Here is a 22161-nt window from a genome sequence, read left to right on the forward strand (position 1 = left end):
GTCGCTACCGCCGTGGCATTCGTACCGGGCTGCTGAAGATCCTGTCCAAGATGGGCATCTCCACCATCGCCGGCTACCGCGGCGCGCAGCTGTTCGAGATCATCGGCCTTGCGCCGGACGTGGTCGACCTCTGCTTCCCCGGCACCCCGGCGCGCATCGGCGGTGCGGGCTTTGTGGACCTGGACCGCGACCAGCGCCAGCTGGCGGCCGAGGCGCGCGACGAAAGCGTGGCCTTGCGCGCCGGCGGCCTGTACAAGTACGTGCACGGCGGCGAGTACCACATGTACAACCCGGACGTGATCGCCTCGCTGCAGGAGGCGGTGCGTACCGGCGGCACGGCCGCCTACCGGCGCTATGCCGACCACGTGGACACACGCCCGCCCTCGGCATTGCGCGACCTGCTGCGCCCGCGAGATGCGGAAAGGCCCCTTCCGCTGGATCAGGTCGAGCCGCTGGCGCAGATCGTTACGCGCTTCGACTCGGCCGGCATGAGCCTGGGCGCGCTCTCGCCCGAGGCGCACGAGGCCCTGGCCATTGCCATGAACCGCCTCGGCGCACGTTCCAACTCCGGCGAGGGCGGTGAGGATCCGGTGCGCTACGGCACCGAGAAGATGTCCAAGATCAAGCAGGTTGCGTCGGGCCGCTTCGGCGTCACTCCGTCCTACCTGGTGCATGCCGAGGTGCTGCAGATCAAGATCGCCCAGGGCGCCAAGCCCGGCGAGGGCGGCCAGCTGCCCGGGCACAAGGTCAACGAGATGATCGCGCGGCTGCGCTTCGCCAAGCCCGGCATCGGCCTGATCTCGCCGCCGCCGCACCACGACATCTACTCCATCGAGGACCTGGCCCAGCTGATCCACGACCTCAAGCAGGTCAATCCCGAGGCGCTGGTCTCGGTCAAGCTGGTCAGCCACGCCGGCGTGGGCACCGTGGCCGCGGGCGTGGTCAAGGCCGGTGCGGACCTGATCACCGTGTCCGGCCACGACGGCGGCACCGGCGCCAGCCCGCTGACCTCGCTCAAGTACGCCGGCACGCCGTGGGAGCTGGGCCTGTCCGAGACCCGCCAGACCTTGCTCAAGCACGGCCTGCGCGATCGCGTGCGGCTGCAGACCGACGGCGGCCTGAAGACCGGCCTGGACGTGATCAAGGCGGCCATCCTGGGCGCGGAGAGCTTCGGCTTCGGCACCGCACCGATGGTCGCGCTGGGCTGCAAGTACCTGCGCATCTGCCATCTCAACAACTGCGCCACCGGCGTGGCCACGCAGCACGAGCTGCTGCGGCGCAACCATTTCGTCGGACTGCCGGAGATGGTGGAGAACTTCTTCCGCTTCATCGCCGAGGACGTGCGCGCGCACCTGGCGCGGCTGGGCTTTGCGCGGCTGGAGGACATCATCGGCCGCACCGACCTGCTCGAGCGCCTCGACGTGCCGCTGGCCGGCACCGGCCCGCTGGACCTGACGCCGCTGCTGGCGCGCGAGGGCGGCGGGCACATGAAGCCCTACTGCATCCGCGCACGCAATCCGGTGCGCGAGACCTCGGCCCTGGTCGAGGCCATCCAGACCGACACCGCCGCCGCCGTTGCCGCGCGCAGCGGCGGGCGCTTCGCCTACGCCATCACCAACGCCGACCGCGCCGTCGGCGCGCGCCTTTCCGGCGCCATCGCCCGGCAATGGGGCGACCACGGCATGGACGAGGCGCCGCTGACCCTGGCCCTGAGCGGCAGCGCCGGGCAGAGCCTGGGCGCATGGAACGCCGGCGGCCTGCACATCGACGTCACCGGCGAGGCCAACGACTACGTCGGCAAGGGCATGGCCGGCGGCCGCATCGTGCTGCGTCCGCCCGAGGACGCCGGCTACGCCAGCCACGAGGCGCCGATCGTCGGCAACACCTGCCTGTACGGCGCCACCGGCGGCACCCTGTTCGCCGCCGGCACCGCCGGCGAGCGCTTCGGCGTGCGCAACTCCGGCGCCATCGCCGTGGTCGAGGGTACCGGCGACCACTGCTGCGAGTACATGACCGGTGGCGTGGTGTGCGTGCTGGGCAAGACGGGGGTCAACTTCGGCGCCGGCATGACCGGCGGGTTCGCCTTCGTGCTGGACGAGGACGGCCAGTTCACCGACCGCTACAACCACGAGTTGATCGACACGCACCGGCTCGTGCCGGCGCATATGCAGGCCCACCGCAACTACCTGCGCAAGCTCATCGAGGACTACACCGCCGAGACCGGCAGTGCCTGGGGCCGCCACGTCCTGGACGACTTCAGCGGCTACCTGCCCAAGTTCTGGCTGGTCAAACCCAAGGCCGCCGACCTCGAGAGCCTGATCGACTCCCTGCAGCAGGCGGCGTAATCCGCGGTGCCCGAGGCACGGGGCGCGAGGTCTATGGAGTTCCTCGCGCCCCCTCCTTGAGTCACCACCCATGAAGCACGCATCCTCAGGCTCGGGGCCCTGAACATGTCGCGCATCCCCCAGTCCTTTATCGACGACCTGCTCGCGCGGGTCGACATCGTCGAGGTGATCGACGCACGCGTGCCGCTCAAGAAATCGGGCCACGAGTACAAGGCCTGCTGCCCCTTCCATAACGAAAAGACACCGTCCTTTTACGTCAGCCCCGGCAAGCAGTTCTATCACTGCTTCGGCTGCGGTGCGCACGGCACGGCCATCGGCTTCCTGATGGAATACGAACACATGGACTTCGTGGAGGCGGTGGAGTCCCTCGCCCAGTCCCTGGGGCTGGAGGTGCCCCGCGAAGGCCCGGCCGGGCCCGCCGCCGCCCGCGCCGAGCCCGCGGACGACCTCTACGCCCTGAACGAACGGGCCGCGGCCTTTTTCCGCGATCAGCTCAAGCAGTCTCCGCAGGCCATCGGTTACCTGAAATCGCGCGGCCTGACGGGCCAGACCGCCGCCGCCTTCGGGCTCGGCTACGCCCCCAACCAGTGGGACGCCCTGCTGCGCCACCTCGACGTGCCGGAATCCCTGCTGGAGAAGGCCGGGCTGGTCTCGCGCAACGACCGCGGCCAGGTGTACGACAAGTTTCGCCACCGCATCATGTTCCCGATCCGCGACCGGCGCGGGCGGGTCATCGGCTTCGGCGGGCGCATCCTGGGCGAGACCTCCGAGGGCCCCGGGAGCGGCGGCCCCAAATATCTCAACTCGCCGGAAACGCCCGTCTTTCACAAAGGGCGTTCGCTCTACGGCCTGTTCGAGGCCCGCAAGGCCAGCACCCGCCTGGAACGATTGATGATCGTGGAAGGCTACATGGACGTCATCGCCCTGGCGCAGCAGGGCATTCCCTATGCGGTCGCCACCCTGGGAACGGCCACCACCCGCGAACACGTCGAGCAGCTGTTTCGCGTGGTGCCCGAGCTCGTCTATTGCTTCGACGGGGACCGGGCCGGCCGCCAAGCGGCGTGGCGCGCCCTGGAAAACACCCTGCCCGCCCTGCAGGACGGACGCGAGGTGCGCTTTTTGTTCCTGCCGGAGGGGGAGGACCCCGACACCCTGGTGCGCAAGGAAGGCAAGGACGGTTTCGAGGATCGCCTGGACACCCAGACCCAAAGCCTCAGCGACTACCTGTTCCAGGAACTCGAAGAACGCAGCCCGTCGACCAGCCTGGAAGGCCGCGCCCGCCTGGCCAAGACGGCCGGCGAACTGATCCGCGAGCTGCCGGAAGGCCTGCTGCACGCCCAGATTCTTAACCGCCTCGCGGATCTGACCGGGCTGGACCGCCGGGCGCTGGGGCAGTATCTGCCCAAAGGCGGGGCCGCCGCACCGCCGCCCGAATCACCCGAAGAATCCCGGCCGCGCGCCCGTGGCCGCGGGCTGCAGGTCACGCCCGTCCGGGTCGCCATCGCCTGCCTGCTCAGCGATCCCGAGCTGGCCGCGCCCCCTATGGATCTGGATTACCTGCGTAATCTGGAGATCCCGGGGGTGGATTTATTGCATGACCTGCTTGAAACATTGCGTTCCAGCCCGCATCTAACTACTGCAGCGCTGTTGGAGCGCTGGCGCGATACCCCGCAGGGGCCGCATCTCGCCAAACTGGCGGGCTGGAGCCCGGAAGGCATGGCGGAGGTCGGCGCGGAGGTATTGTTTCGTGACGCCCTGCAGCAACTGGCCCGGCAGGCCGATATACAGCGTACCGAGGTCCTTTTGGCCAAGTCGCGCCGCCCCGAAGGGCTGACCAGCGAGGAAAAAAGCGAGCTCCAGCGCCTTTTCAAGCGTCGCGGGCAGGGCTGAAAAGCCCTGTTTATCTGGAGAATTAACTGGTTTTGTGTTATAAAGAAACGTTTACTTTGCCCATTTTCTACGTCGGCTAATCCCGCTATGGAATATCAGCAAGAACAGCAATCACGGCTTAAAGAACTCATCGCCAAAGGCAAGGAACAGGGCTTCCTGACCTATGCCGAGGTGAATGATCACCTGCCCGACAGCATCGTCGATCCCGAACAGATCGAGGATATTGTCGGCATGATCAATGACATGGGTATCACCGTCCATGAACAGGCTCCCGATGCCGATAGCCTGCTGCTGTCCGACTCCAGCACCAGCGCGGACGAGGACGCCGCCGAGGAGGCCGCCGCCGCCCTGGCCAGCGTGGAGGCCGAATTCGGTCGCACCACCGACCCGGTGCGCATGTACATGCGCGAGATGGGTACGGTCGAGCTGCTGACCCGCGAGGGCGAGATCGCCATCGCCAAGCGCATCGAGGAAGGTCTGGGCCAGGTGCTGTACGCGCTTGCCCACTACCCCGGCACCATCGAGCTGCTGCTCGAGGAATACGCCAAGGTCGAGCGCGAGGAACAGAAGCTGACCGACGTGGTCGTGCGCTTCATCGATCTGAACGAGCTGGCCCAGGAGCCCACCCCGCCCCCGCAGGCGAACGTGGAGGCCAGCAACGACGACTCCAATGATGATGACGACGAGTCCGACAGCGAACCGGAGGACACCGGTCCCGATCCCGAGGAGGCGCGCGCCCGCTTCACCGCCCTGCGCGAGCTGCTCGAACAGGCCCTGACCGCCGCCCGCCGCGGCCATCACGTCAAGTTCGCCAAGCTGCGCGAGGAAATCGCCAACCAGTACATCGAACTCAAGCTGGTCCCGCGTCTGGTCGACCAGATGGTGGCGAACCTGCGCGACACCGTCGACCGCATCCGCGGCCAGGAACGCCAGATCCTGTCGCTGTGCGTCAGCCAGGCGCATATGCCGCGCAAGACCTTCATCGACAGCTTCCCCGAGAACGAGACCAACCCGAAGTGGATCGACAGCCACCTCAAGGGCCGGCAGAAATACGTCACCAAGCTCAAGGAGCTGAAGGATGACGTCCTGCGCGCCCAGAAAAAGCTGGCCGCCATCGAGGACGAAACTCAGCTCAGCATCAACGAGATCAAGGAAATCAATCGTCAGATGTCCATCGGCGAGGCCAAGGCGCGTCGGGCCAAGAAGGAAATGGTCGAGGCCAACCTGCGTCTGGTGATCTCCATCGCCAAGAAGTACACCAACCGCGGCCTGCAGTTCCTGGACCTGATCCAGGAAGGCAACATCGGCCTGATGAAGGCGGTGGACAAGTTCGAATACCGCCGTGGCTACAAGTTCTCGACCTACGCCACCTGGTGGATCCGGCAGGCCATCACCCGCTCCATCGCGGACCAGGCCCGCACCATCCGCATCCCGGTGCACATGATCGAGACCATCAACAAGCTCAACCGCATCTCCCGCCAGATGCTGCAGGAGATGGGCCGCGAGGCCACGCCCGAAGAGCTGTCCGAGCGTATGGAAATGCCCGAGGACAAGGTGCGCAAGGTGCTCAAGATCGCCAAGGAACCCATCTCGATGGAAACCCCGATCGGCGACGACGAAGACTCGCATCTCGGCGACTTCATCGAGGATATCAACGTCCTATCGCCCGTGGAATCGGCCACCACCGAAAGCCTCGGCGAAGCGACCAAGGACGTGTTGTCCACCCTGACGCCGCGCGAAGCCAAGGTGCTGCGCATGCGTTTCGGCATCGAAATGAACACCGACCACACCCTCGAGGAGGTCGGCAAGCAGTTCGACGTCACCCGTGAGCGTATACGCCAGATCGAGGCCAAGGCCCTGCGCAAGCTGCGCCACCCCACGCGCTCCGAGCGCCTGCGCAGCTTCCTGGACGTCGAAGGCTGATTAGAGCCCGGGGCCTGTAGCTCAGTTGGTTAGAGCAGGGGACTCATAATCCCTTGGTCCCAGGTTCGAGTCCTGGCGGGCCCACCAAATCGGTTGTAAACAAAGGCCGCCCAAGGGCGGCCTTTGTTGTTTCTGGCTTGAGGTCACGAAATACAGTGCCTGCAAGGAAGGCGGCTTCACTTCTCCCTTCGGCAGTTAACCTCGTGGGGCCTGGGACAACCAGCCGAGGTGACTTTCTGAAGGCTGGGCGCTGCCCGCGCTCCAGGAATTCAAATGCGAATCGGCACCGACGCGCAGGCCCGGACGCAATCGCTGACTGACGAACGAGACATAGTCCGGATGCTCACGATAGCTGGCGACGGCCGCCGTGTGACAAAAGCGCACCAGCCAGCTGTATCGACACAGCCCGTCGTCGCGCATCACTTTGCCGGAACCGACCTCGCGCACGCCGGGAATCGTGCTGAGAATCCGCCGTCCCTCCGCCATGACCGCTTCGGCCCCCATGTCATCCAGGCCTTCCGCATCATGGGTAACGATATGTTCGACCGGCACCCAATGCCGGCATCGCTCCAATACCTCGGCGGCACGACCGGCCGCCCCCCAGAGCCGCAGGCAACGCTCGGTCTCCTGTTCCACCGCCTCCTGTACCGCGCGCATCGCACCCCTGAAATGGGTTTTGGCATTGCCCCTGGTGCTCGCCCGCACCTGCTCCAGAGCCACATCGGCAAGCGCGGTGTGGTAGTGGATCTTGGCGACGCCGTTTGCGATCAGCCGCCCGTACTGACTGTCGTTTAGGCCGGATCCTCCGTAGATTGTCAGCGGTATGCCCAACGCTTCGTTGATCTGTTTGAGGCGCTGCAGGTTGAGCTTGGGCTTTGTCTTCATGCGCCCGCGCAAGGTCCCGATGGATACCGCGAGGAAGTCGACGCCGGTCTTGTCCACATACCCGCGTGCCTCCGTTACCGCCGTATATACAACCTGATTCGGCTCCGACGGCGCGCCTTCACCCTCAGCATTTGGCACATAGCCCAGCGCGCCTTCCACCGGCACACCGCAACCGTGGGCCATGGAAACGACCTCGCGCGTAATGTTGATGTTTTCCCCCAACGCGCGATGGGAAACATCGACCATGACGCCGTTGCATCCGCCATTGATAGCACGAACTGCAGATTGGAGGCCAAGGCCATGGTGCAAATGGATCGCCACCGGAACGGAGGCACGCTGCGCAGCACACTCCACGGCAGAAACCATCAGATCGAAGTCGACAAATTCGAAATGCGACTCCCCCAAACTCAGGATAACCGGTGCCCGGCAGCGCTCCGCCGCCGCCATCACCCCCTGCAGAAACTCCAGATTGACCAATTCAAACGCGCCCACAGCGTAATTGTGCTGGTAGGCGTGATCGATCATGTCTTTCATGTTCACCAGTGGCATTTCGAGCATTCCTCCCGACGGCAGTCGCAAATGCTGGTGACCAATCCCTGGGCGAAGCGATATCCGTGAGCCGTCCTATTCCGACTTCGTTGGTCAGGATTGAGTCTATGGGGAACAGCTGATAAATTACAGTTTAAGTTTTTAAACTGTATTTTTAAGGATCGCTTAACAAAAAATGCCTATTCGACGCGCCACGCTTCATCAGCTCAGGATCTTCGACGCCCTGGCCCAGCACATGAGCATCACCCGCACTGCGGAGGCGCTGCACCTGACCCCGCCGGCGGTTTCCATCCAGGTGAAACAGCTGGCTGAAGCGGCCGGTCAGCCGCTGGTGGAACAGGTAGGAAAAAAGCTCTACCTCACCGAAGCGGGCGAAGCGGTCGCTTCGGCCTGCCGCGACGTCTCGGCGCGTATGGAACGGCTCGTCCAGGAACTGGCCGCCATCCAGGGACTCGAGAAAGGCTCGCTCAGCGTTTCCATTCTCACCACGGCCAAATATTTCGTGCCGCAACTGCTGGGCCAACTGAGCGAGCAGCACCCGGGCATCGAGGTCTCACTGTTCGTGGGCAATCGAAAAAGAATTCTCGACCGGCTCGCCCACAACCAGGATGACCTGTACATTCTGGGGCAACCGCCGGAAAACCTGGGCGTCGTCACCATTCCCTTTGCACCCAATCCGTTGGTCGCCATCGCTCACCCGGAACATCCGTTAGCCAAAGAAAAGAACATTTCTCCCCAACGCCTGGCTGAAGAACCGTTCATCGCACGGGAACGAGGATCCGGCACCCGCCTGGGATGCGAAGCCTTTTTCCAAAGTCATGGCACAACACCGCGGGTGCGGATGGAGCTGGGCAGCAACGAAGCCATCAAGCAGACCGTTGCGGGCAGGCTGGGCATTTCCATCGTCGCAAAGATCACCGTCGAAGCGGAAGTCGCACGAGGCGATCTCGTTATCCTGGACGTTCAGGGCCTGCCGCTGGAACGCCAGTGGCATCTGGTTTATCCGGAGCACAAGATCCTGGCACCGGCGGCTCAAGCGTTCAAAGACTTCCTGATATCCCAGCACATCGGAGAGCCGACTCAGGCATGAGCGAATTGCGGTCGCAGCCTGCGGGTCTTTTCCACCATACGAAAGGTCGAGCGGTTGTTGTTGAATCGCGATACCTGCCCGACCGGTACCCATCGCACCTCATGTGACTCATTATTGCCCGGTACGGGCAGCCGCTCGTCGATCTCCACAAGAAAGCGGACATCGATATGCTCATGTTGAGGATCGCCATGCATGGCCGGGATACGATGGATATCAAGATCGAAGATCTGACCATCGACCAACCGCACGCGCTCCGGGTCGATGCCGGTCTCTTCCGCGGTCTCGCGCAAGGCCACCGCTACGATATCGGCCTCGCCGTCGGCATGACCCCCGGGTTGAAACCATTGATCATGTTTGCGGTGATGCATCAGCAGCACGTGCGAGTGATCCGGATTGACCACCCAGGCCGAACCCGTGACATGGGCCGGCCAAAGATCACGATGAAAGCAGTCCGGGTGCTGCTCCACAAAAACCCTTGCCCGGGCGATATAGGCCGACTCCTCCATGAACCGCGAGCGGTGCCGGGTCAACAATTCGAGGAGTGCCTGACGATGCATCGCCTCATGTCCCCGATGGATTGTTGACGGCAGCGATAGCCGCAGCCGCAGCCTCGTCGACATCCGCCTCGCTGCCCGCCAGGGTCAGACGGCCATAGGCGCCGACGGCGCGCACATCGATGAGGGTAATATTGGCCGCCTTCTCCGCCTGATTGGCGGCATAAACGATGTAACCGGCCGGCTCGGTCTCCAGAATGAACATGCTCTGCTCGGGCAGAATCATCGAACCGCGACGGTTCTGCCGATTGATCAGCACCGTATGGTCCGGTGTCATGCCACGAATCACTTCCTGCCAGGCGACCTGACAGGGCTGACGGTCCTGCACCTGCGCCCCCAGATGCTGGAGAATGACCCTGCCGGCTTCCTGCACGTCGCTTTGGTCGCGGTGGTGAACCACCATGGAACCATAGGCGCGCTCGACGACCTGCTGCGCCAGATTCACCCGGGTGGATTTCAGCGCGATATCGGTGAGCCGGTGGATTGCCATGCCGGGGGAAACTTCCACCCACAGGCAGGCATCCCCGGGCACCGGCAGGAACCCCTGCGAGACCGTGGCCATATACTCGGCAAGTTGCGGCTGCAACGAGTCGATATACACGTATGTCCGAAGTTCTATCATCTAATAACCGCCGCGCCCGCGATCCAGGAGATGCTCGGGCACGGCATTGCCTCAGTCAGGGGTTGTAGCCGAAATCGCTTGCCGGCATTCAGCCGCTGAATTTCACCAATCGGGTGATCTGAATATCAGAGATGAACACCACGCCGGAATGCTCGTTATAAAAGGGAGCAAGCCCCTCCAGGATCGGATTCACCAGCTCCTCGGGAACGGCGGCAATGATCATGATCAGCACATCATCCTCATTAAACATGAGATGCCCCGTACGGAATCCATGACTGCCTTTGCCCGAAAGGTTGTTTACGATCGTATAACCCGTCACCCCGGCCCGATCCAGGATATCGGCGACAAAGCCCTGGTGCTCGCCGCCGAGGATTATCTCAAGCTTCTTCAACGGGCTGAAATTCAGATTCTTCATGATGCGGTTGTCTCCTCAACGAACGCCTGTGCAGAGGCTGGGTCCAAACGGCGGCTATCCCACCGACCGTCTTCGTACACATTCACGGTCCCTTGCTCGGGGTCGATGATCAGCAATCGAATCCAACCGTTGCGTACCAGTGACTTCACCGCCGCCACGCTCTCCACGGCGCGCCATGCATGGTCGAATGGCGCCTCGATCGCCGTAATGAGCCGCAGCGGTTGATGGAAAGGCTTGCCGCCGTCGAGAACCGTCTGCGCCGGCAGGCCGGTGCGCAAGTCGCTCAGATTGCCCGTCATCACCCCGAATCGACCGGCCACGTTGTGATACACCTTGCTGCCGCTGCCGAACCGCTCGTTGTCCACCGTGGAAAAGTAGTGCTCCATGTTGATCCATTGGCCGACCACGAGCGGACCGGCGAGAATGTTCTCCAGCAATCGGCGCTTGGGGTCCAGACGGTAGTCATAGGAATGCAGAAAGGCACGTCCCTCCAGAGACGACGACCGGGTCAGCGCTCGACGGCCGATGACGAAATAAGCATTACCCGCCAAGCCCCACTCCGGACGCACCTGGGACCAGTCCATGGAGTTTCGTTGGGCGCCCTTGAATGCCTCCGCGGGTTCCACGGAACCGGCTTTACTATGCAGCAGCGGCATACGCTCCTGGGCGCAAAGACGCGAGGCGGCCAGCAGTCCGTTTCGCAAACGGTCCATGTAGAGCACGTGGGATGAAGGAAGGCGATCCAGATCGAACAGCTGCAACTCATCGGTAGTCGTGTCATGGAGCGCCGGCACGAACCAGGCATCATCCGGTATCTCGATGCCCTGCTCACGCAACCTGTCCCGCACCTCCGGCTTGTTGGCCATTTGCGCCACGGCACGCGCGTTCACCAGACCGTGATTTCCGCCGCAAGCACCGCAGTCGAGCGCAGATTCGTAGGGATTGTTTTCGGAGGTGCTGCCATGACCAACCAGCAGGATGAAGCGGGAGAAGTCTTTTGTGAGTCCGATTGAACGCAATGCCTGTCCGACGAAACCGGCCTGCTCATCGAGACTGAAACCCAATCGCCCAAGCCGCTCCATCTGCAGCTCGGCAAAGGCCGGATCGATGCGGTAGACCTGGCGCAGCCGCTCAATAAAGTCCTGAGCAGCGCGTTCACCCAGGCCCAGTGACGTCACCAACCCCGGTGCATCCTGTCGATTTCCCATGGCTGCTTCACGCAGCTCACGCACCAATGCATCGTTAATCCCTTCAGCCTCCAGGCCGAATTCCTGTTCGACGGCCTTGGTGATCACCGCACGCTGCACCGCTCGAACGATTGAATCCGCCTGTTCGCGGGTCAGCTTGTCGAGCAGCAGGTGGGTTTGCGGCCTGCTTTCATACAGCCGCTGTCGCCAGCGATTGTAGTGCTGCGGAATCAGCGTCTTGCCCACCATATCCAGACCAAACAACAGCCCGATCGCCTCAACGGTGACGAACGGTGTGAGCACGGATTCCTTGAGTTCGTGCAGCGCTTTCTCGAGCACCGTCACGGCAGCCATATCATCCCTGCTTTCGGAAACCGCCATTTCCAGGACGAGATTCTTCGGCGTCAGCAGTACCGGACAAAGATTGATTTCACTTCCCTTGCCCAGCTCCATGAAACTCACGGGTACACCAAAAAATCCGGCAATACCGTACGTCTGATAATCGCCCACGTTTTCCAGATGCCGACGGATGCGCTCCGAACGTGTATCGATGCAAAACAGGGCTTGCGCAAAGGGGCGCTTGTCTCGCACAACTTCGGGTTCAAGCATGACGCCCTCAAGCAGGCGATGCACCGCCTGCTCCTCCATGGCCCGCAACCAGATCATGCCCTCGCGGTGCTCGAATTCGCGCAGCGTCTCCAATAACCTGCGCAGCCCGTCATCGGAAAGCTGCTCCAGCGTCTGGGGTTGGCCCGCCTTCTGCGCCAGCCCGGTAAGGCGTCCCGCCTGGCGCCGGGCTTCATCGGCACGCTTCTCGGAGACGTAGTCGGAACAGAGCCGCTCGATTTTCTGCGGGCGCCCCTCAGCCAGCGTCTGCTCCACGCGCTGCGCAAATGACGGCAGCACCGAACCACTATGGAGTTCGTGACGCAGGTAGGTTTCGTGGGGGCGTCGCTCGATGAGCTGCGCCACATCGGCGGCGGTCACCGCGACTCCCTTACGGCCGCGCTCGCTCAACAACGCCAAACCGAGGGTCAGGCGCACAGCCAGGAGGTCGACCAGATCTGCGGGATAGCGCTCGGACCAATAATAATTCTTGGCATTGGAGCGCCAACGGACAAAACCGGCCCAGCCATGCAGGCGTGCAAGCTCACGGGTGAAGTAACCCACCCAGCATTGCGCCGGCACGCCAAGGGTTTGCATAACGTGGTCGATGACTGCCTCCGGGGTATCATCGCCACCAATCACGCGGTCGATATGCAGGCCTCTTAAGTAAAAACGACCGTTGTGGCTGGCCACATCTCGCCATGCGGAGAAAAACCCCTGCTCGCGCCCGGGCATGCCCCATACGGACTGGCCTTCGTCAAAGAAGTCCAGGCAGCTCTTTATGACAAGCTCGTCAAGCTCCGAACCGATCTCGGTTCCATAGAGCGCGTCCACAGCCTCGTAGACCGGACGGGAACCCAGCAATTCGCTGCGCAGCCCCTCGACCAGCATCTCGTCTTCGGGCGTGGAGGCTCCCAGCGGGCGCTGGCTCAAGGCGCTTTGTATATCGGAGACCCGGGCGAGCATCCCCGGCTGAACGACGGGCTGACCGGTCTGCGTCAGCAGGGCCTGCAGCCAGCTATTCCAATCCAGCTCGGGCAGGGACTCCTGATCGGCAAGAAACCTGTCCACACCGGAGGCCAGTTCCACTTTATCGATCCTTCCTTGCGCCAGGTAACGCTGATAGTCCGCCCGGCTCAGATATCCCTTGGCATGAAACAGCCGCCTGCCTTCTTCGATCGCCTCCGCAAACGGCAGGTGCTCCAGGCCATGAAGTGGATTGTGGTGAATGAACGAGCGCATAGGCCAGAAATAGGGAATAGACTCGCCCGCCACATAGATCATGGCGCGGATCTGAAGCTTTTGACCGAGCGGAAGCGTCATAGCAAATCTCCCATGGCATAGAGGCTGCCGACGAGGAGCGCGATCAACACCGCGACATAAGCCCAGGTAGATATCAGACTCAGGTCCGCCACTTCCTCGCCGCTGGCGGGACCCACGATCATTCCTTGAAGCAGACGCACGCCAGCCCAGCTCCACAGCAACCAGATACCCGCCACGACGAGCGCCGCCAGCGGTGCCGTCGGCGTCGTAATCGTGATGGTTGCGAGCATGGCGAAAAAGCCGGGAAACAGCGGCGCAGCGGTGATCGCGAGCACCACACACACCAACACGCCGGCCAGGCGCGGCAGCATCTGCGCCAGACCGCCGTATAGCCCTGAATAGGCCGCACCGAAATACCGTTCCAGACGGGCGCCAATCAGCACCAGCAAGACCAGGGGCAAACTGAAGGCAAGCGCGTACAGGCGGACAAGCCGGGGGTCGACGTGGTTAACGTGCACAATCCAGAGCAACGCCCACGCCGAAGTGGCCAGGTAACCGGCCCACTGTCCCATTTCCCGCAGGCTGATCGCCCTGAACGCGTACAGCGCCGAAGTAAACAGCGCTAGCGCCACAAACCAATCGGCGACCGACGGATCGGCCACCGGGACAAGGCTCAGCCCCAGTTGCGGCCAGGCCAGCAACAGCATGGCGCGCAGCCAGGCATTGCGTATCCGATTGAACAGGACATTAAATGCCATGCTCAACGGGAACAACGGCAGAAACAAACCGGCAAGCCCGTACATCAGCATCGCCATGTCACACCCACCTCATCCAGACGTTCAGCCGTGTCGCCGTTGCCAGCAGCGCACGGGCGAAGCGGGAGAACAGATCGGGCAGGTAAAATTCACGCGAGATCAGCGCATAAAAGGTCAGCCACAACCGACCCGGGTTCCCGCCTCGACGATTGCCGTTGTATTCGGAGTAGTAGGTCAGCACCCAACCCGCCACGACCAAAGCGGTGATCAATACGACCAGCATGTCGAAACGCAACACATTGATATCGGCCGCGGCGTAGATCTGATGGCGAAACACCTCGTCCGGATAGAGAAACAGCTCGAAAGCATGGCTGATGAGCGTATAGCCCAGCACCACCACCGTGAATGAAAAGATACTCAGCGTCACCAGGCGCCACACGTTCTGCGTACGCATCCGGTAGGTGGCGAAGATCAACTGAGCGCCCGTCACCCACCCGAAGAACAACAGCACGATGGCCCCCTGTTCCTGAAAATTATTTTTGCCGATCAGCAGATGGGCGATCACCAGGATGCTTACGGGCACTGCCAGGGTAATGGCGGCCATCAGCACCCAGGGTCGGCGCACGCTTGCCGGGCGCTTTTCCACCATGAAGGTATAGAGCTCGTCCTTGGGTACGCCGTCATCTTTGCGGGCCTCGTTGATAACACCGCCCGCGCCCAAAAAGAGCGTCCCTTTGAACAGCCCGTGGGAGATGAGGTGGAAGATCGCCAGGGAGAAGGCGCCGACGCCGCATTCCATGATCATGAAACCCATCTGCCCCATGGTCGAGTAGCCAAGGGATTTCTTGATGTCGTTTTGGGTGAGCATGAGGACCGAACCGATCAGCGCGGTCACCAACCCGACAATGAACACCCAGTGCAGCACCCCATCGGTGTGGGCGAAAACGGGCGCGAAGCGGTTGATCAGAAAACCACCCGCATTGACGATACCCGCATGCATCAAGGCCGAAACGGGTGTTGGACCACCCATGGTGTAGGGCAGCCAGGTGTGCAGCAAAAACTGCGCCGAGCGCGCGAAGGCCGCCACCGCCACCAGCGCGGCAACCAGACCGGTCAATGGCAGGCCAAGGATACTGTGTATCGCCGGACCCTCAGCGATGTGCGAAAAGATTTCGGGTAACGACCAGGTACCGTAGGCGTGATACAAAAATCCGGCGGCCAGCACCAAAGGCAGGTCCCCGAAGCGGTAGGTAATAAGGGTCCAGAAAGCGTAGCGATGAGCCGAGTGGCTGCGGGTATCCTGGCCGAGCAGAAAATACAGCAGGACCCCGATCAAATGCCAGGCGATCAACAGGGTGATCAGATCGCCGGCGGCAACCATCGCCAGCAGCGTGGCGGTCATGATATCGAGCAGCACAAAAAACCGCGCATAGCCGGGCTCTTCGGCCATGTAGCGCACGGAATAGATATGAACGATCAAACTGATGCCCGAGATGACCACCGCCATCAACGAGCTCAGCGGATCGAACAGGAATATGCCCCACGAGCCTGCCAAAGCGACCTGACCGGAAGCACCATGCATGACGGCCGAGAACAGGATGACAGCGGCCAGCGCAAAGGTGATGCCCATAACGGTCACGCTCAGCCGTGCAGCCTGCCTGCCCAGACGGGCGGACAGCAGCTGTATCAACATAGCGGACAGCAGGGGCAAGGCTGCCATTACTACGACAAGCTGTTCCATAGTCATATATCCACTCCACCAAATCGTGATGCGCGACGGTCGCGTCAGTCAGGCCAGACGCGGCGCCCACTTTGATAGGTGTCGCCGTGCCCGGCTCTGCTTGCATCCGATGAACGCTTGGTCACGGTTTTCCTTTTGTTCTGCGGCCTGGGCTTTGCCTTTTGAGGCGCCTTTACCTCAGCTTGCGGTGAGTCTGGCTTCCCCGCGGCCGCAGCCGCTTTGGTCTTGCGCATGGAGGCAAGAAGCTTCTCGCCGGTCTTTTCGTTCGTGGTCATGTCGGGACTACCTCACTGATCAGGTTGCGGATCTCCTCAGCAGCGGCCGCACCGCTGCTTCCCATATCCAGCACACTCTTACCCTCCAGCACGCTGGCCCGGTAAACGGCGCGCCGGCGAATCGCCGTTTGTGCGGCAGGCAGTTCCAGCTCGGCCAATGCCTGGCGGATCAGACGGGAAAGCCGGGTGCGCGACTCAAGCTGGTTGATCACCAGCAATGTCCTGAGCTCCGGGTTGGTTTTGCGTGCCTCTTCAACGGCATGTTCGATATGCACGGTCGCCCACAGATCGAGCGGCGAAGGCTGCACCGGTATGAGGGCGACATCGCTGACAGCCAGGGCCGCATGGGTCTGGGGTGCGTGCACCGATGGCGGACAATCGATCACCACATGCTCATAGCGACCTGCGGTGTGAGCGAAGCTGTCCGCAAGGTCAACCGACGCATCGACCACCGCGAGATCCGTATCGGTGCCGGCAATGCCCTGCCACTGCAACACCGAACCCTGGGGATCGGCATCCAGCACAACGGCGGCTGCCTCTTTCACCAGCAGCGTGGCGAAATTAACGGCAAGCGTGGTCTTGCCCGCACCTCCCTTGTTACCGACCAGCGCGATCACGGCCATGGCGGTCGCCCTCAATGGGTCCCGGCATCGGGATAGAGCTCGTCCAGCCGCTCTGCAAAGTCCCGTTGGGCATCGCCCAGTTCATCCACACCTTCTTCGCAGTGGATGGTTATGTTTGCGTAGTCACGACCGAACCCGATGTCGGGATACAACCCTTCTCGTTCGGAGAGTTCGGCGGCGCGATCGAGAAAATCACGCAGCGCCGAATAGTCCGCAAACTCATAGCGCCGCTCCAGACGGTTGGGACGCTTGCGTTCCTGCCACTGGTTGCTCATGGCGTATCTCCTTTAGAAGGTGGCGCGCTGCTTTACGGAAACGGCGGCGCCAGGTCGTTCCAACTCCTCGAGCCAACGGACAAACTCGCTTCCATGACCTTTTTCCTCCTCGAGGAGCGCCTCGAAAAAAAGGCGATTGTCATGATCACCCTGACGCGCGCAGTAGCGGGTGGCGTCGCCGTACAGACTCACAAGCTCCTGCTCAAGCACCTGGTCTTGACGCAATAGTTCCTGCAGGTTCTGACCAAGCCGCGCCGGGCGCAATTGAGATGCATTCGGCGCCACACCCAACGCCAGCATGCGTGAGATAACCCGATCCACATGTCCCATCTCCTCGACAGCCTCGTCGCGCAAGCGTCGTGCCGGTTCGGCCAGCCCCCAGGTCGCGACAAGCCGCGCCTGGGTGCTGTACTGCTGAACCGCACTTAGCTCGAGACTCAGCGCCCGACCGAGATACCCGAGAACACGTTGATCCGTGGGCCTGCTCATGCTCCGTCAGTGGATCGAGACCCGCCTGTCACTCAGCTGCGTGCAGGACGATTGCCGGCCATGGCATTTTCGCCATCGAGCACCGGTTCGACTTCGCGGTGAGGGCGGGCAATGATGTGCGCGGCCACCAGACCGTCGCCCACGCGCTCGCAGGCATCGGCGCCGGCGCGCACGGCAGCGTTGACCGCACCCGTCTCCCCGCGCACCAGCACGGTGACGTAACCACCGCCCACGAATTCACGCCCGATCAGACGCACCTCCGCAGCCTTGGTCATGGCGTCCGCCGCCTCGATGGCGGGCACCAGCCCGCGCGTCTCGATCATGCCCAGTGCGATACCGTAGTTGTCATTTGCCATCTTCGTATCTCCATCGTCGTAATTGAAAAAAACGTCTTAGTTACTGCCCAATACCGGTTCGACCTCACGGTGCGGACGCGCAATGATGTGCGCCGCCACCAGACCGTCTCCGACCCGTTCACAGGCGTCAGCGCCCGCACGGACGGCAGCGTTCACCGCCCCGGTCTCGCCGCGGACCATGACGGTGACGTAGCCGCCACCGATGAATTCACGGCTGATCAGACTGACTTCCGCCGCCTTGGTCATGGCGTCGGCAGCCTCGATGGCGGGTACCAGCCCGCGCGTCTCGATCATGCCCAGTGCGATACCGTAGTTTTCAGTTGCCATCGTTATGTCTCCTGCTGACTTTCAGTTGTTACCGATATCTTCAAGGATTCGTCGGGGCGTGCTTTACCGCATCCGCCGAATCCGATTCTTCTTCCCAGCGATCGATGATTCCGCCAATTGTCAGATCGGTCAGGATCCCGAAATCGCCGACCGCGTAACGCGCGGCCGAGCCACTGACCGTGAACACCCAGTTGCCCTCGCGCGAACCCACCGGGTCGACCGCGACCTGCCGTTTGCCGCTCACGCTGCGCAGCACACGCAGGCTGTTGTGCTTCAAGCCATCCACGCGACGGGTCACGACCAGTGGCGATTCGACCTGGAATATTTCCATCAGCCTTCATCCTCGCCTTCAGCAGGCGGCCAATGATCGATGATCCCGACTATGGTCAGATCGCTTGGATATTCCTTGCTGCCCGCCGCCTCTCGCGCCGCCGAGCTGCCCACGCAGATGACCCAGTCACCCGGGATGCAGCCGACCGCATCGACTGCGACGGCCAACACAGACCCGTCACGCACGACCTGCAGATGCTTGTGTTCCATGCCGGCAATGCGATTGGTGGCGACCAGCGGCCGTTCGACCTGACAGATCTTCATCAGTGGTCGCGGACCACCTGCAACACATGCAGCAGGCCACGTTCGAACAGATCCGGGTAGCGCGCCTTGATCGCATCGGTGACACGCCGGCAGTGCTCGACTGCACGTTCGCGTGCTCCGGGGACCTGGCCGTGGTAGTCGAAGCGCACTACCACCGGTGCCGGCAGGCCGTGACGGACGTTCAGACCGGTAAAGATATTGATGCCGACATCCATATCCTGTGTGGCCTCCTCAAGCGTGTTGAGGTAGGCGAAATACATCAGATTGCGCAGCTGTATCTCCTCGAAGCCGACGCCTGCGCCGATGAAGCGTTCGGCATGCCCGACGTCCGCATAGTGATCACCGTGATAACTGCGCACATAGGCGATCTGCGAAAAGTTGTTTTCGATCAGACGCTCGACCAGGGATACCATGCCCTCGGCCACATCCGGAGACGACCGGCGGACCGCGTCGTGGATGTCGCGCTTGGCGCGCGAGGCACCCACGCCCGCAGTTGCGGTGTACAGCTCCATCGCGTCGACATAACGATTCAGGTCGATCCCGCCATCGGTGTCCGATACGTGCACCCGGATGGCATCGGTGTCGGTATCCACACCGATCAACAGCAGATCGATGGATGCGCCGCAACAGAAGCTGTTCTCGATGGCCTGCTGAAAAGCCCTCAGACGGTCCAGACCTGCTGCCGCCGCCCTTGCGGTATCGGAACCGTGCGCAGCGCAACCTTCATGCTCCGGGTCCACCGAACTGTAGTGATAGGCGACCAGCTTCAGGTAGCGGGTCGGGGCATCGGCGGTATTCGGACGCCCCTCGCGGTAGCGCAGCATCTCGGTCTCCACCCACTTCTGGATGCTGTCCTCGATGTCGAACATCGCGCCGGCGTAGGACTTGCGGCGCACCGCGCGGTGCGGCAAACGCAGCACATAGCGGATCACGTGCGCCAAGCGCCCGTCCGCACAGGGCGAGATATCGAGCGTGTGGAATCCGCAGGTCTGCAGGTAGTCTTCAAAGCTGTCCGCATCGCCGGCAGCCAGCGGATCGTGCGTGAAGAACTCGTCGCAGAAACGACGATACGTTGCGAATGTGCACCAGGCGTACAGCCGACGCATATCAAGCTGTTCGACCCAGGCATCGGCGAGAATCTCCTCTGGCAACTCGAAGCCGAGCTCGCGACGCGCGATTTCCTGCGCACGGATCTCGAAATCCGCCTCGTGCTGCAGCGCGGAGATCCGCTTCAGCACCGGCACAATGCCGTCGAACGCAGCCTTTACACCCTGTTCGTAGTCATTCAGTCGCGCATTCTCCTGCGCGCGGACAAGCGCGTGGCTGTCCGCCACGTTTCTGGTTCGCCCGCCGCGCATCGGCCGTGAAGCCGCACGCGTGCTGATACCGGTAGACACGGTTGCGGCCAGGTCACCCGTTTCGGATCCGCCCGCCGGGAGTCCGACGGCGCCGGGTCGCCGCATCGGCGCGGTGCCGAGGATCCGGTCACGATTCTGGTGATGGCGTTGAGTGCGTTGCATCGTCATGTACCGTTTGTCAGCTCAGTCGCCGGCGATCAGCCGCGCGCTCCGCCCGAGTAGGTGATCAACGCACCTTTCTCGGTATTGCCGCTGCCTCCGGTGACCTTGCTGACCGGTTCCGGCACCTCTTCCGGACGACCGTGAGCCATGGCTGCGGCCATGGGCATGCCCGGGCCGCGGCGGCTCGGATTACGGGCCAGCGCCGAAGTACCCTCGGTGCCGGTCACCCGGTCGCCACGATCCCAATCGTCGCCGGTGATCTTCGGGCCGGCGTCGATGCCTTCACCGGTGATGCGCGACTTCACTCGACCGTGCACCAACTCGGATTCCATCGGGGATTCAGCCACGACCGGTTCACCGCTGGCACGCCCGAAACGCGCCTCCTCGGTGCCGGTGACCTTGCCGGTCGCCATGCCGAACGGGCCGGTGATGTGCCCAGCCTCGTAGGTGGAACCGGTCACGCCGGATCCCGGTTGACTGAGATTGGGCTGAGAGTCCCGGGACTCACGCACCGATGGCGCAACGCTGAACTGCCCCCAGGCCTGACCGTCGAGCGGCTGCGGGAAGTCCGGGGCACCCGGTTCCGCTGCGATTGCCGGACAGACCGCAGCGGCCTGATCGGCGCCGACGTACGGCGTACCGCTGACGGATTCGCAGGCACCCTTCTCGTCGCCGGTCATCTTGCCGCCCACGGAGGGCTGGATTCCGGTCATAACGGAGCCGAACATGCGCTTGCCGTCCCGCATACGCGCAGCGGCGGCATCTGCCTGCGACGGCTCACAGAACCGGCCGTACTGTTCTGCCCCGGCATAGGGCGTGCCGGTGACGGTCTTGCAGGTGCCCGGCTCATCGCCGGTCACCCGCTCCGCGCGACCGGTCATGGTGCCGGTAACGCGTTCACCGCTGAGCGTGGCAGACACGCCGACCTTGCGGTCCTTCGGCTTCGGAGTCGATTCGCAAAACTGGCCGAACTGTTCCTGGCCGATGTAATCGTCACCGGTGACGTTGCGGCAGCTGCCGGCCTCGTCACCCGTCATGTTCTGGCGCCGCCCGACCACCGTGCCGGTCACTTCGCCACCGCGCAGGGTTGCACTTGCGCCCACCTTTGCCGGCACGCCACCATGCGCTTTGCCGTCTCCGCGCTGCATGTACTGGGTACCGGTCAGAACGCGATCCGCACCGACCTCGTCACCGGTGACCTTGCCGGACCTGCCGACATTGTTTCCGGTCACGCTTTTGCCGCCACGGGTTTCAGCGCTGGTAATCTTGGCGGGGCCCTTCCCGGCCTTGGCGCCACAGAAGGCCTCGCTCTGACCGGCGCCGACGTATTCGGTCCCGGTCACTTGTTTGCAGGTGCCGGGCTCGTCGCCGGTCACCTTGCCGCTGCGGCCGACCTCGTTGCCGGTGACACGGTTGCCGCGGCCGGTCGAACTCACGCCGACGCGGTTAAAACCCTTGGTCGGTTCGGCCTGGCAGAAATCGCGGAAGATGTCTGCGCCCATGTATTCGGTGCCGGTCACGGTGCGGCAGGTGCTCGCCTCGTCGCCGGTCACGTCTCGGCTGCGGCCGACCATCGTCCCGGTCACGATCTGACCGTCTGCGGTTTCGCTGGCGCCCACCTTCCAGGGCGCATCCTGGGCCGCAGCTTGCGAAGCACTGGTGCGAGCCGGCCGCTGCCGGCCGGTCGGAGCGGACTTTTTCTGTCCGGCGCCGCCACGCCGGCTCCGCTGCTCGCGCAGCGCCTGGGCAAGCTCGCGGCCGGACAGTTCCGGATTGCCTGCGCGGGCGGCCTGCGCCGGCGTCATGCCAGCCGCGCTGACGCCCGCCTTGCCGCGCGCAGCCTGTGCCCGGCGGCGGGCCATGGATGCGGCACGACC

General features: G+C 63.0%; 21 protein-coding genes and 1 tRNA gene. 5 read left to right on the forward strand and 17 right to left on the reverse strand.

Annotation, left to right across the window (positions count from 1 at the left end; genetic code table 11):
* The 4 genes from gltB to P8Y64_08370 form a co-directional block, all read left to right on the forward strand.
* Positions 1 to 2345, forward strand: a 2345-nt coding sequence (gltB, locus tag P8Y64_08355; protein MEJ2060484.1) for a glutamate synthase large subunit, incomplete at its 5' end; no start/stop codon positions are given.
* A 105-nt stretch (positions 2346 to 2450) separates the two neighbouring features.
* Positions 2451 to 4235: a DNA primase gene (gene dnaG, locus P8Y64_08360; GenBank protein ID MEJ2060485.1), complete on the forward strand. Its 1785-nt coding sequence runs from the start codon at positions 2451 to 2453 to the stop codon at positions 4233 to 4235.
* An 87-nt stretch (positions 4236 to 4322) separates the two neighbouring features.
* On the forward strand, positions 4323 to 6158 hold the full coding sequence (gene rpoD / locus P8Y64_08365; GenBank protein ID MEJ2060486.1) for an RNA polymerase sigma factor RpoD: 1836 nt from the start codon (positions 4323 to 4325) through the stop codon (positions 6156 to 6158).
* Between the two features lie 10 nt (positions 6159 to 6168).
* Positions 6169 to 6245: transfer RNA gene (locus tag P8Y64_08370), tRNA-Ile, on the forward strand.
* Positions 6246 to 6353: 108 nt separating this feature from the next.
* On the opposite strand, the gene P8Y64_08375 is transcribed toward P8Y64_08370, so the two are convergent.
* Positions 6354 to 7592 (reverse strand): class II fructose-bisphosphate aldolase family protein, encoded by a 1239-nt coding sequence (locus P8Y64_08375; protein ID MEJ2060487.1) that lies wholly within the window; start codon positions 7590 to 7592, stop codon positions 6354 to 6356.
* Between the two features lie 175 nt (positions 7593 to 7767).
* Between P8Y64_08375 and P8Y64_08380 the strand changes: the two genes are divergently transcribed.
* Positions 7768 to 8682, forward strand: coding sequence for a LysR family transcriptional regulator (locus P8Y64_08380; GenBank protein ID MEJ2060488.1), 915 nt, complete (start codon positions 7768 to 7770; stop codon positions 8680 to 8682).
* On the opposite strand, the gene P8Y64_08385 is transcribed toward P8Y64_08380, so the two are convergent.
* The 16 genes from P8Y64_08385 to P8Y64_08460 all read right to left on the reverse strand — a co-directional run.
* Positions 8673 to 9239, reverse strand: coding sequence for an NUDIX hydrolase (locus P8Y64_08385; GenBank protein ID MEJ2060489.1), 567 nt, complete (start codon positions 9237 to 9239; stop codon positions 8673 to 8675). The genes P8Y64_08380 and P8Y64_08385 overlap by 10 nt on opposite strands.
* Before the next feature lie 4 nt (positions 9240 to 9243).
* The gene (locus tag P8Y64_08390) at positions 9244 to 9858 is read right to left on the reverse strand and encodes a BMC domain-containing protein (GenBank protein MEJ2060490.1); all 615 of its coding nucleotides are present in this window, start codon (positions 9856 to 9858) and stop codon (positions 9244 to 9246) included.
* Between the two features lie 88 nt (positions 9859 to 9946).
* Positions 9947 to 10273 carry a P-II family nitrogen regulator gene (locus P8Y64_08395; GenBank protein MEJ2060491.1) on the reverse strand — a complete coding sequence of 109 codons (327 nt, stop codon included), beginning with the start codon at positions 10271 to 10273 and terminating at the stop codon, positions 9947 to 9949.
* A complete protein-coding gene (locus tag P8Y64_08400) occupies positions 10270 to 13389 on the reverse strand; it encodes a DUF2309 domain-containing protein (protein MEJ2060492.1) in 3120 nt (1039 codons plus the stop codon). Before P8Y64_08400 ends, P8Y64_08395 begins: the two co-directional genes overlap by 4 nt.
* The gene (locus P8Y64_08405; GenBank protein ID MEJ2060493.1) at positions 13386 to 14144 is read right to left on the reverse strand and encodes a hypothetical protein; all 759 of its coding nucleotides are present in this window, start codon (positions 14142 to 14144) and stop codon (positions 13386 to 13388) included. Before P8Y64_08405 ends, P8Y64_08400 begins: the two co-directional genes overlap by 4 nt.
* 1 nt (position 14145) lies before the next feature.
* Entirely contained in the window at positions 14146 to 15825 is a 1680-nt protein-coding gene (locus tag P8Y64_08410) for a proton-conducting transporter membrane subunit (protein MEJ2060494.1), read from the reverse strand.
* A gap of 44 nt (positions 15826 to 15869) precedes the next feature.
* Positions 15870 to 16100 (reverse strand): hypothetical protein, encoded by a 231-nt coding sequence (locus P8Y64_08415; protein MEJ2060495.1) that lies wholly within the window; start codon positions 16098 to 16100, stop codon positions 15870 to 15872.
* Positions 16097 to 16723 (reverse strand): ParA family partition ATPase, encoded by a 627-nt coding sequence (gene parA / locus P8Y64_08420; GenBank protein MEJ2060496.1) that lies wholly within the window; start codon positions 16721 to 16723, stop codon positions 16097 to 16099. Before parA ends, P8Y64_08415 begins: the two co-directional genes overlap by 4 nt.
* 11 nt (positions 16724 to 16734) lie before the next feature.
* Positions 16735 to 16998: a 4a-hydroxytetrahydrobiopterin dehydratase gene (locus P8Y64_08425; GenBank protein ID MEJ2060497.1), complete on the reverse strand. Its 264-nt coding sequence runs from the start codon at positions 16996 to 16998 to the stop codon at positions 16735 to 16737.
* 12 nt (positions 16999 to 17010) lie between these two features.
* Complete coding sequence (locus P8Y64_08430) at positions 17011 to 17487, reverse strand: ferritin-like domain-containing protein (protein MEJ2060498.1); 477 nt, start codon at positions 17485 to 17487, stop codon at positions 17011 to 17013.
* A gap of 32 nt (positions 17488 to 17519) precedes the next feature.
* Entirely contained in the window at positions 17520 to 17843 is a 324-nt protein-coding gene (locus tag P8Y64_08435) for a BMC domain-containing protein (GenBank protein MEJ2060499.1), read from the reverse strand.
* 36 nt (positions 17844 to 17879) lie between these two features.
* Positions 17880 to 18170: a BMC domain-containing protein gene (locus P8Y64_08440; protein ID MEJ2060500.1), complete on the reverse strand. Its 291-nt coding sequence runs from the start codon at positions 18168 to 18170 to the stop codon at positions 17880 to 17882.
* A gap of 40 nt (positions 18171 to 18210) precedes the next feature.
* Entirely contained in the window at positions 18211 to 18501 is a 291-nt protein-coding gene (locus P8Y64_08445; protein ID MEJ2060501.1) for a carboxysome peptide B, read from the reverse strand.
* Entirely contained in the window at positions 18501 to 18764 is a 264-nt protein-coding gene (locus P8Y64_08450) for a carboxysome peptide A (GenBank protein ID MEJ2060502.1), read from the reverse strand. Before P8Y64_08450 ends, P8Y64_08445 begins: the two co-directional genes overlap by 1 nt.
* Complete coding sequence (locus tag P8Y64_08455; GenBank protein ID MEJ2060503.1) at positions 18764 to 20284, reverse strand: carboxysome shell carbonic anhydrase; 1521 nt, start codon at positions 20282 to 20284, stop codon at positions 18764 to 18766. Before P8Y64_08455 ends, P8Y64_08450 begins: the two co-directional genes overlap by 1 nt.
* Before the next feature lie 35 nt (positions 20285 to 20319).
* A partial coding sequence (locus P8Y64_08460; protein ID MEJ2060504.1) for a CsoS2 family carboxysome shell protein occupies positions 20320 to 22161 on the reverse strand: 1842 nt, incomplete at its 5' end.

It is taken from the genome of Gammaproteobacteria bacterium (assembly GCA_037388465.1).
In the GTDB taxonomy this organism is placed as follows: domain Bacteria; phylum Pseudomonadota; class Gammaproteobacteria; order SpSt-1174; family SpSt-1174; genus JARRKE01.

Excerpts from the sequence above, each read along its gene's own strand:
- P8Y64_08450 (MEJ2060502.1), bottom strand. The coding sequence starts at position 18,764 with ATGAAGATCTGTCAGGTCGAACGGCCGCTGGTCGCCACCAATCGCATT.
- P8Y64_08395 (MEJ2060491.1), bottom strand. The coding sequence starts at position 10,273 with ATGAAGAATCTGAATTTCAGCCCGTTGAAGAAGCTTGAGATAATCCTC.
- P8Y64_08435 (MEJ2060499.1), bottom strand. The coding sequence starts at position 17,843 with ATGGCAAATGACAACTACGGTATCGCACTGGGCATGATCGAGACGCGC.
- P8Y64_08400 (MEJ2060492.1), bottom strand. The coding sequence starts at position 13,389 with ATGACGCTTCCGCTCGGTCAAAAGCTTCAGATCCGCGCCATGATCTAT.
- P8Y64_08380 (MEJ2060488.1), top strand. The coding sequence starts at position 7,768 with ATGCCTATTCGACGCGCCACGCTTCATCAGCTCAGGATCTTCGACGCC.
- P8Y64_08405 (MEJ2060493.1), bottom strand. The coding sequence starts at position 14,144 with ATGGCGATGCTGATGTACGGGCTTGCCGGTTTGTTTCTGCCGTTGTTC.
- P8Y64_08455 (MEJ2060503.1), bottom strand. The coding sequence starts at position 20,284 with ATGCAACGCACTCAACGCCATCACCAGAATCGTGACCGGATCCTCGGC.
- rpoD (MEJ2060486.1), top strand. The coding sequence starts at position 4,323 with ATGGAATATCAGCAAGAACAGCAATCACGGCTTAAAGAACTCATCGCC.
- P8Y64_08425 (MEJ2060497.1), bottom strand. The coding sequence starts at position 16,998 with ATGAGCAACCAGTGGCAGGAACGCAAGCGTCCCAACCGTCTGGAGCGG.
- P8Y64_08415 (MEJ2060495.1), bottom strand. The coding sequence starts at position 16,100 with ATGACCACGAACGAAAAGACCGGCGAGAAGCTTCTTGCCTCCATGCGC.
- P8Y64_08440 (MEJ2060500.1), bottom strand. The coding sequence starts at position 18,170 with ATGGCAACTGAAAACTACGGTATCGCACTGGGCATGATCGAGACGCGC.
- P8Y64_08375 (MEJ2060487.1), bottom strand. The coding sequence starts at position 7,592 with ATGCCACTGGTGAACATGAAAGACATGATCGATCACGCCTACCAGCAC.
- P8Y64_08385 (MEJ2060489.1), bottom strand. The coding sequence starts at position 9,239 with ATGCATCGTCAGGCACTCCTCGAATTGTTGACCCGGCACCGCTCGCGG.
- P8Y64_08410 (MEJ2060494.1), bottom strand. The coding sequence starts at position 15,825 with ATGGAACAGCTTGTCGTAGTAATGGCAGCCTTGCCCCTGCTGTCCGCT.
- dnaG (MEJ2060485.1), top strand. The coding sequence starts at position 2,451 with ATGTCGCGCATCCCCCAGTCCTTTATCGACGACCTGCTCGCGCGGGTC.
- P8Y64_08390 (MEJ2060490.1), bottom strand. The coding sequence starts at position 9,858 with ATGATAGAACTTCGGACATACGTGTATATCGACTCGTTGCAGCCGCAA.
- parA (MEJ2060496.1), bottom strand. The coding sequence starts at position 16,723 with ATGGCCGTGATCGCGCTGGTCGGTAACAAGGGAGGTGCGGGCAAGACC.
- P8Y64_08445 (MEJ2060501.1), bottom strand. The coding sequence starts at position 18,501 with ATGGAAATATTCCAGGTCGAATCGCCACTGGTCGTGACCCGTCGCGTG.
- P8Y64_08430 (MEJ2060498.1), bottom strand. The coding sequence starts at position 17,487 with ATGAGCAGGCCCACGGATCAACGTGTTCTCGGGTATCTCGGTCGGGCG.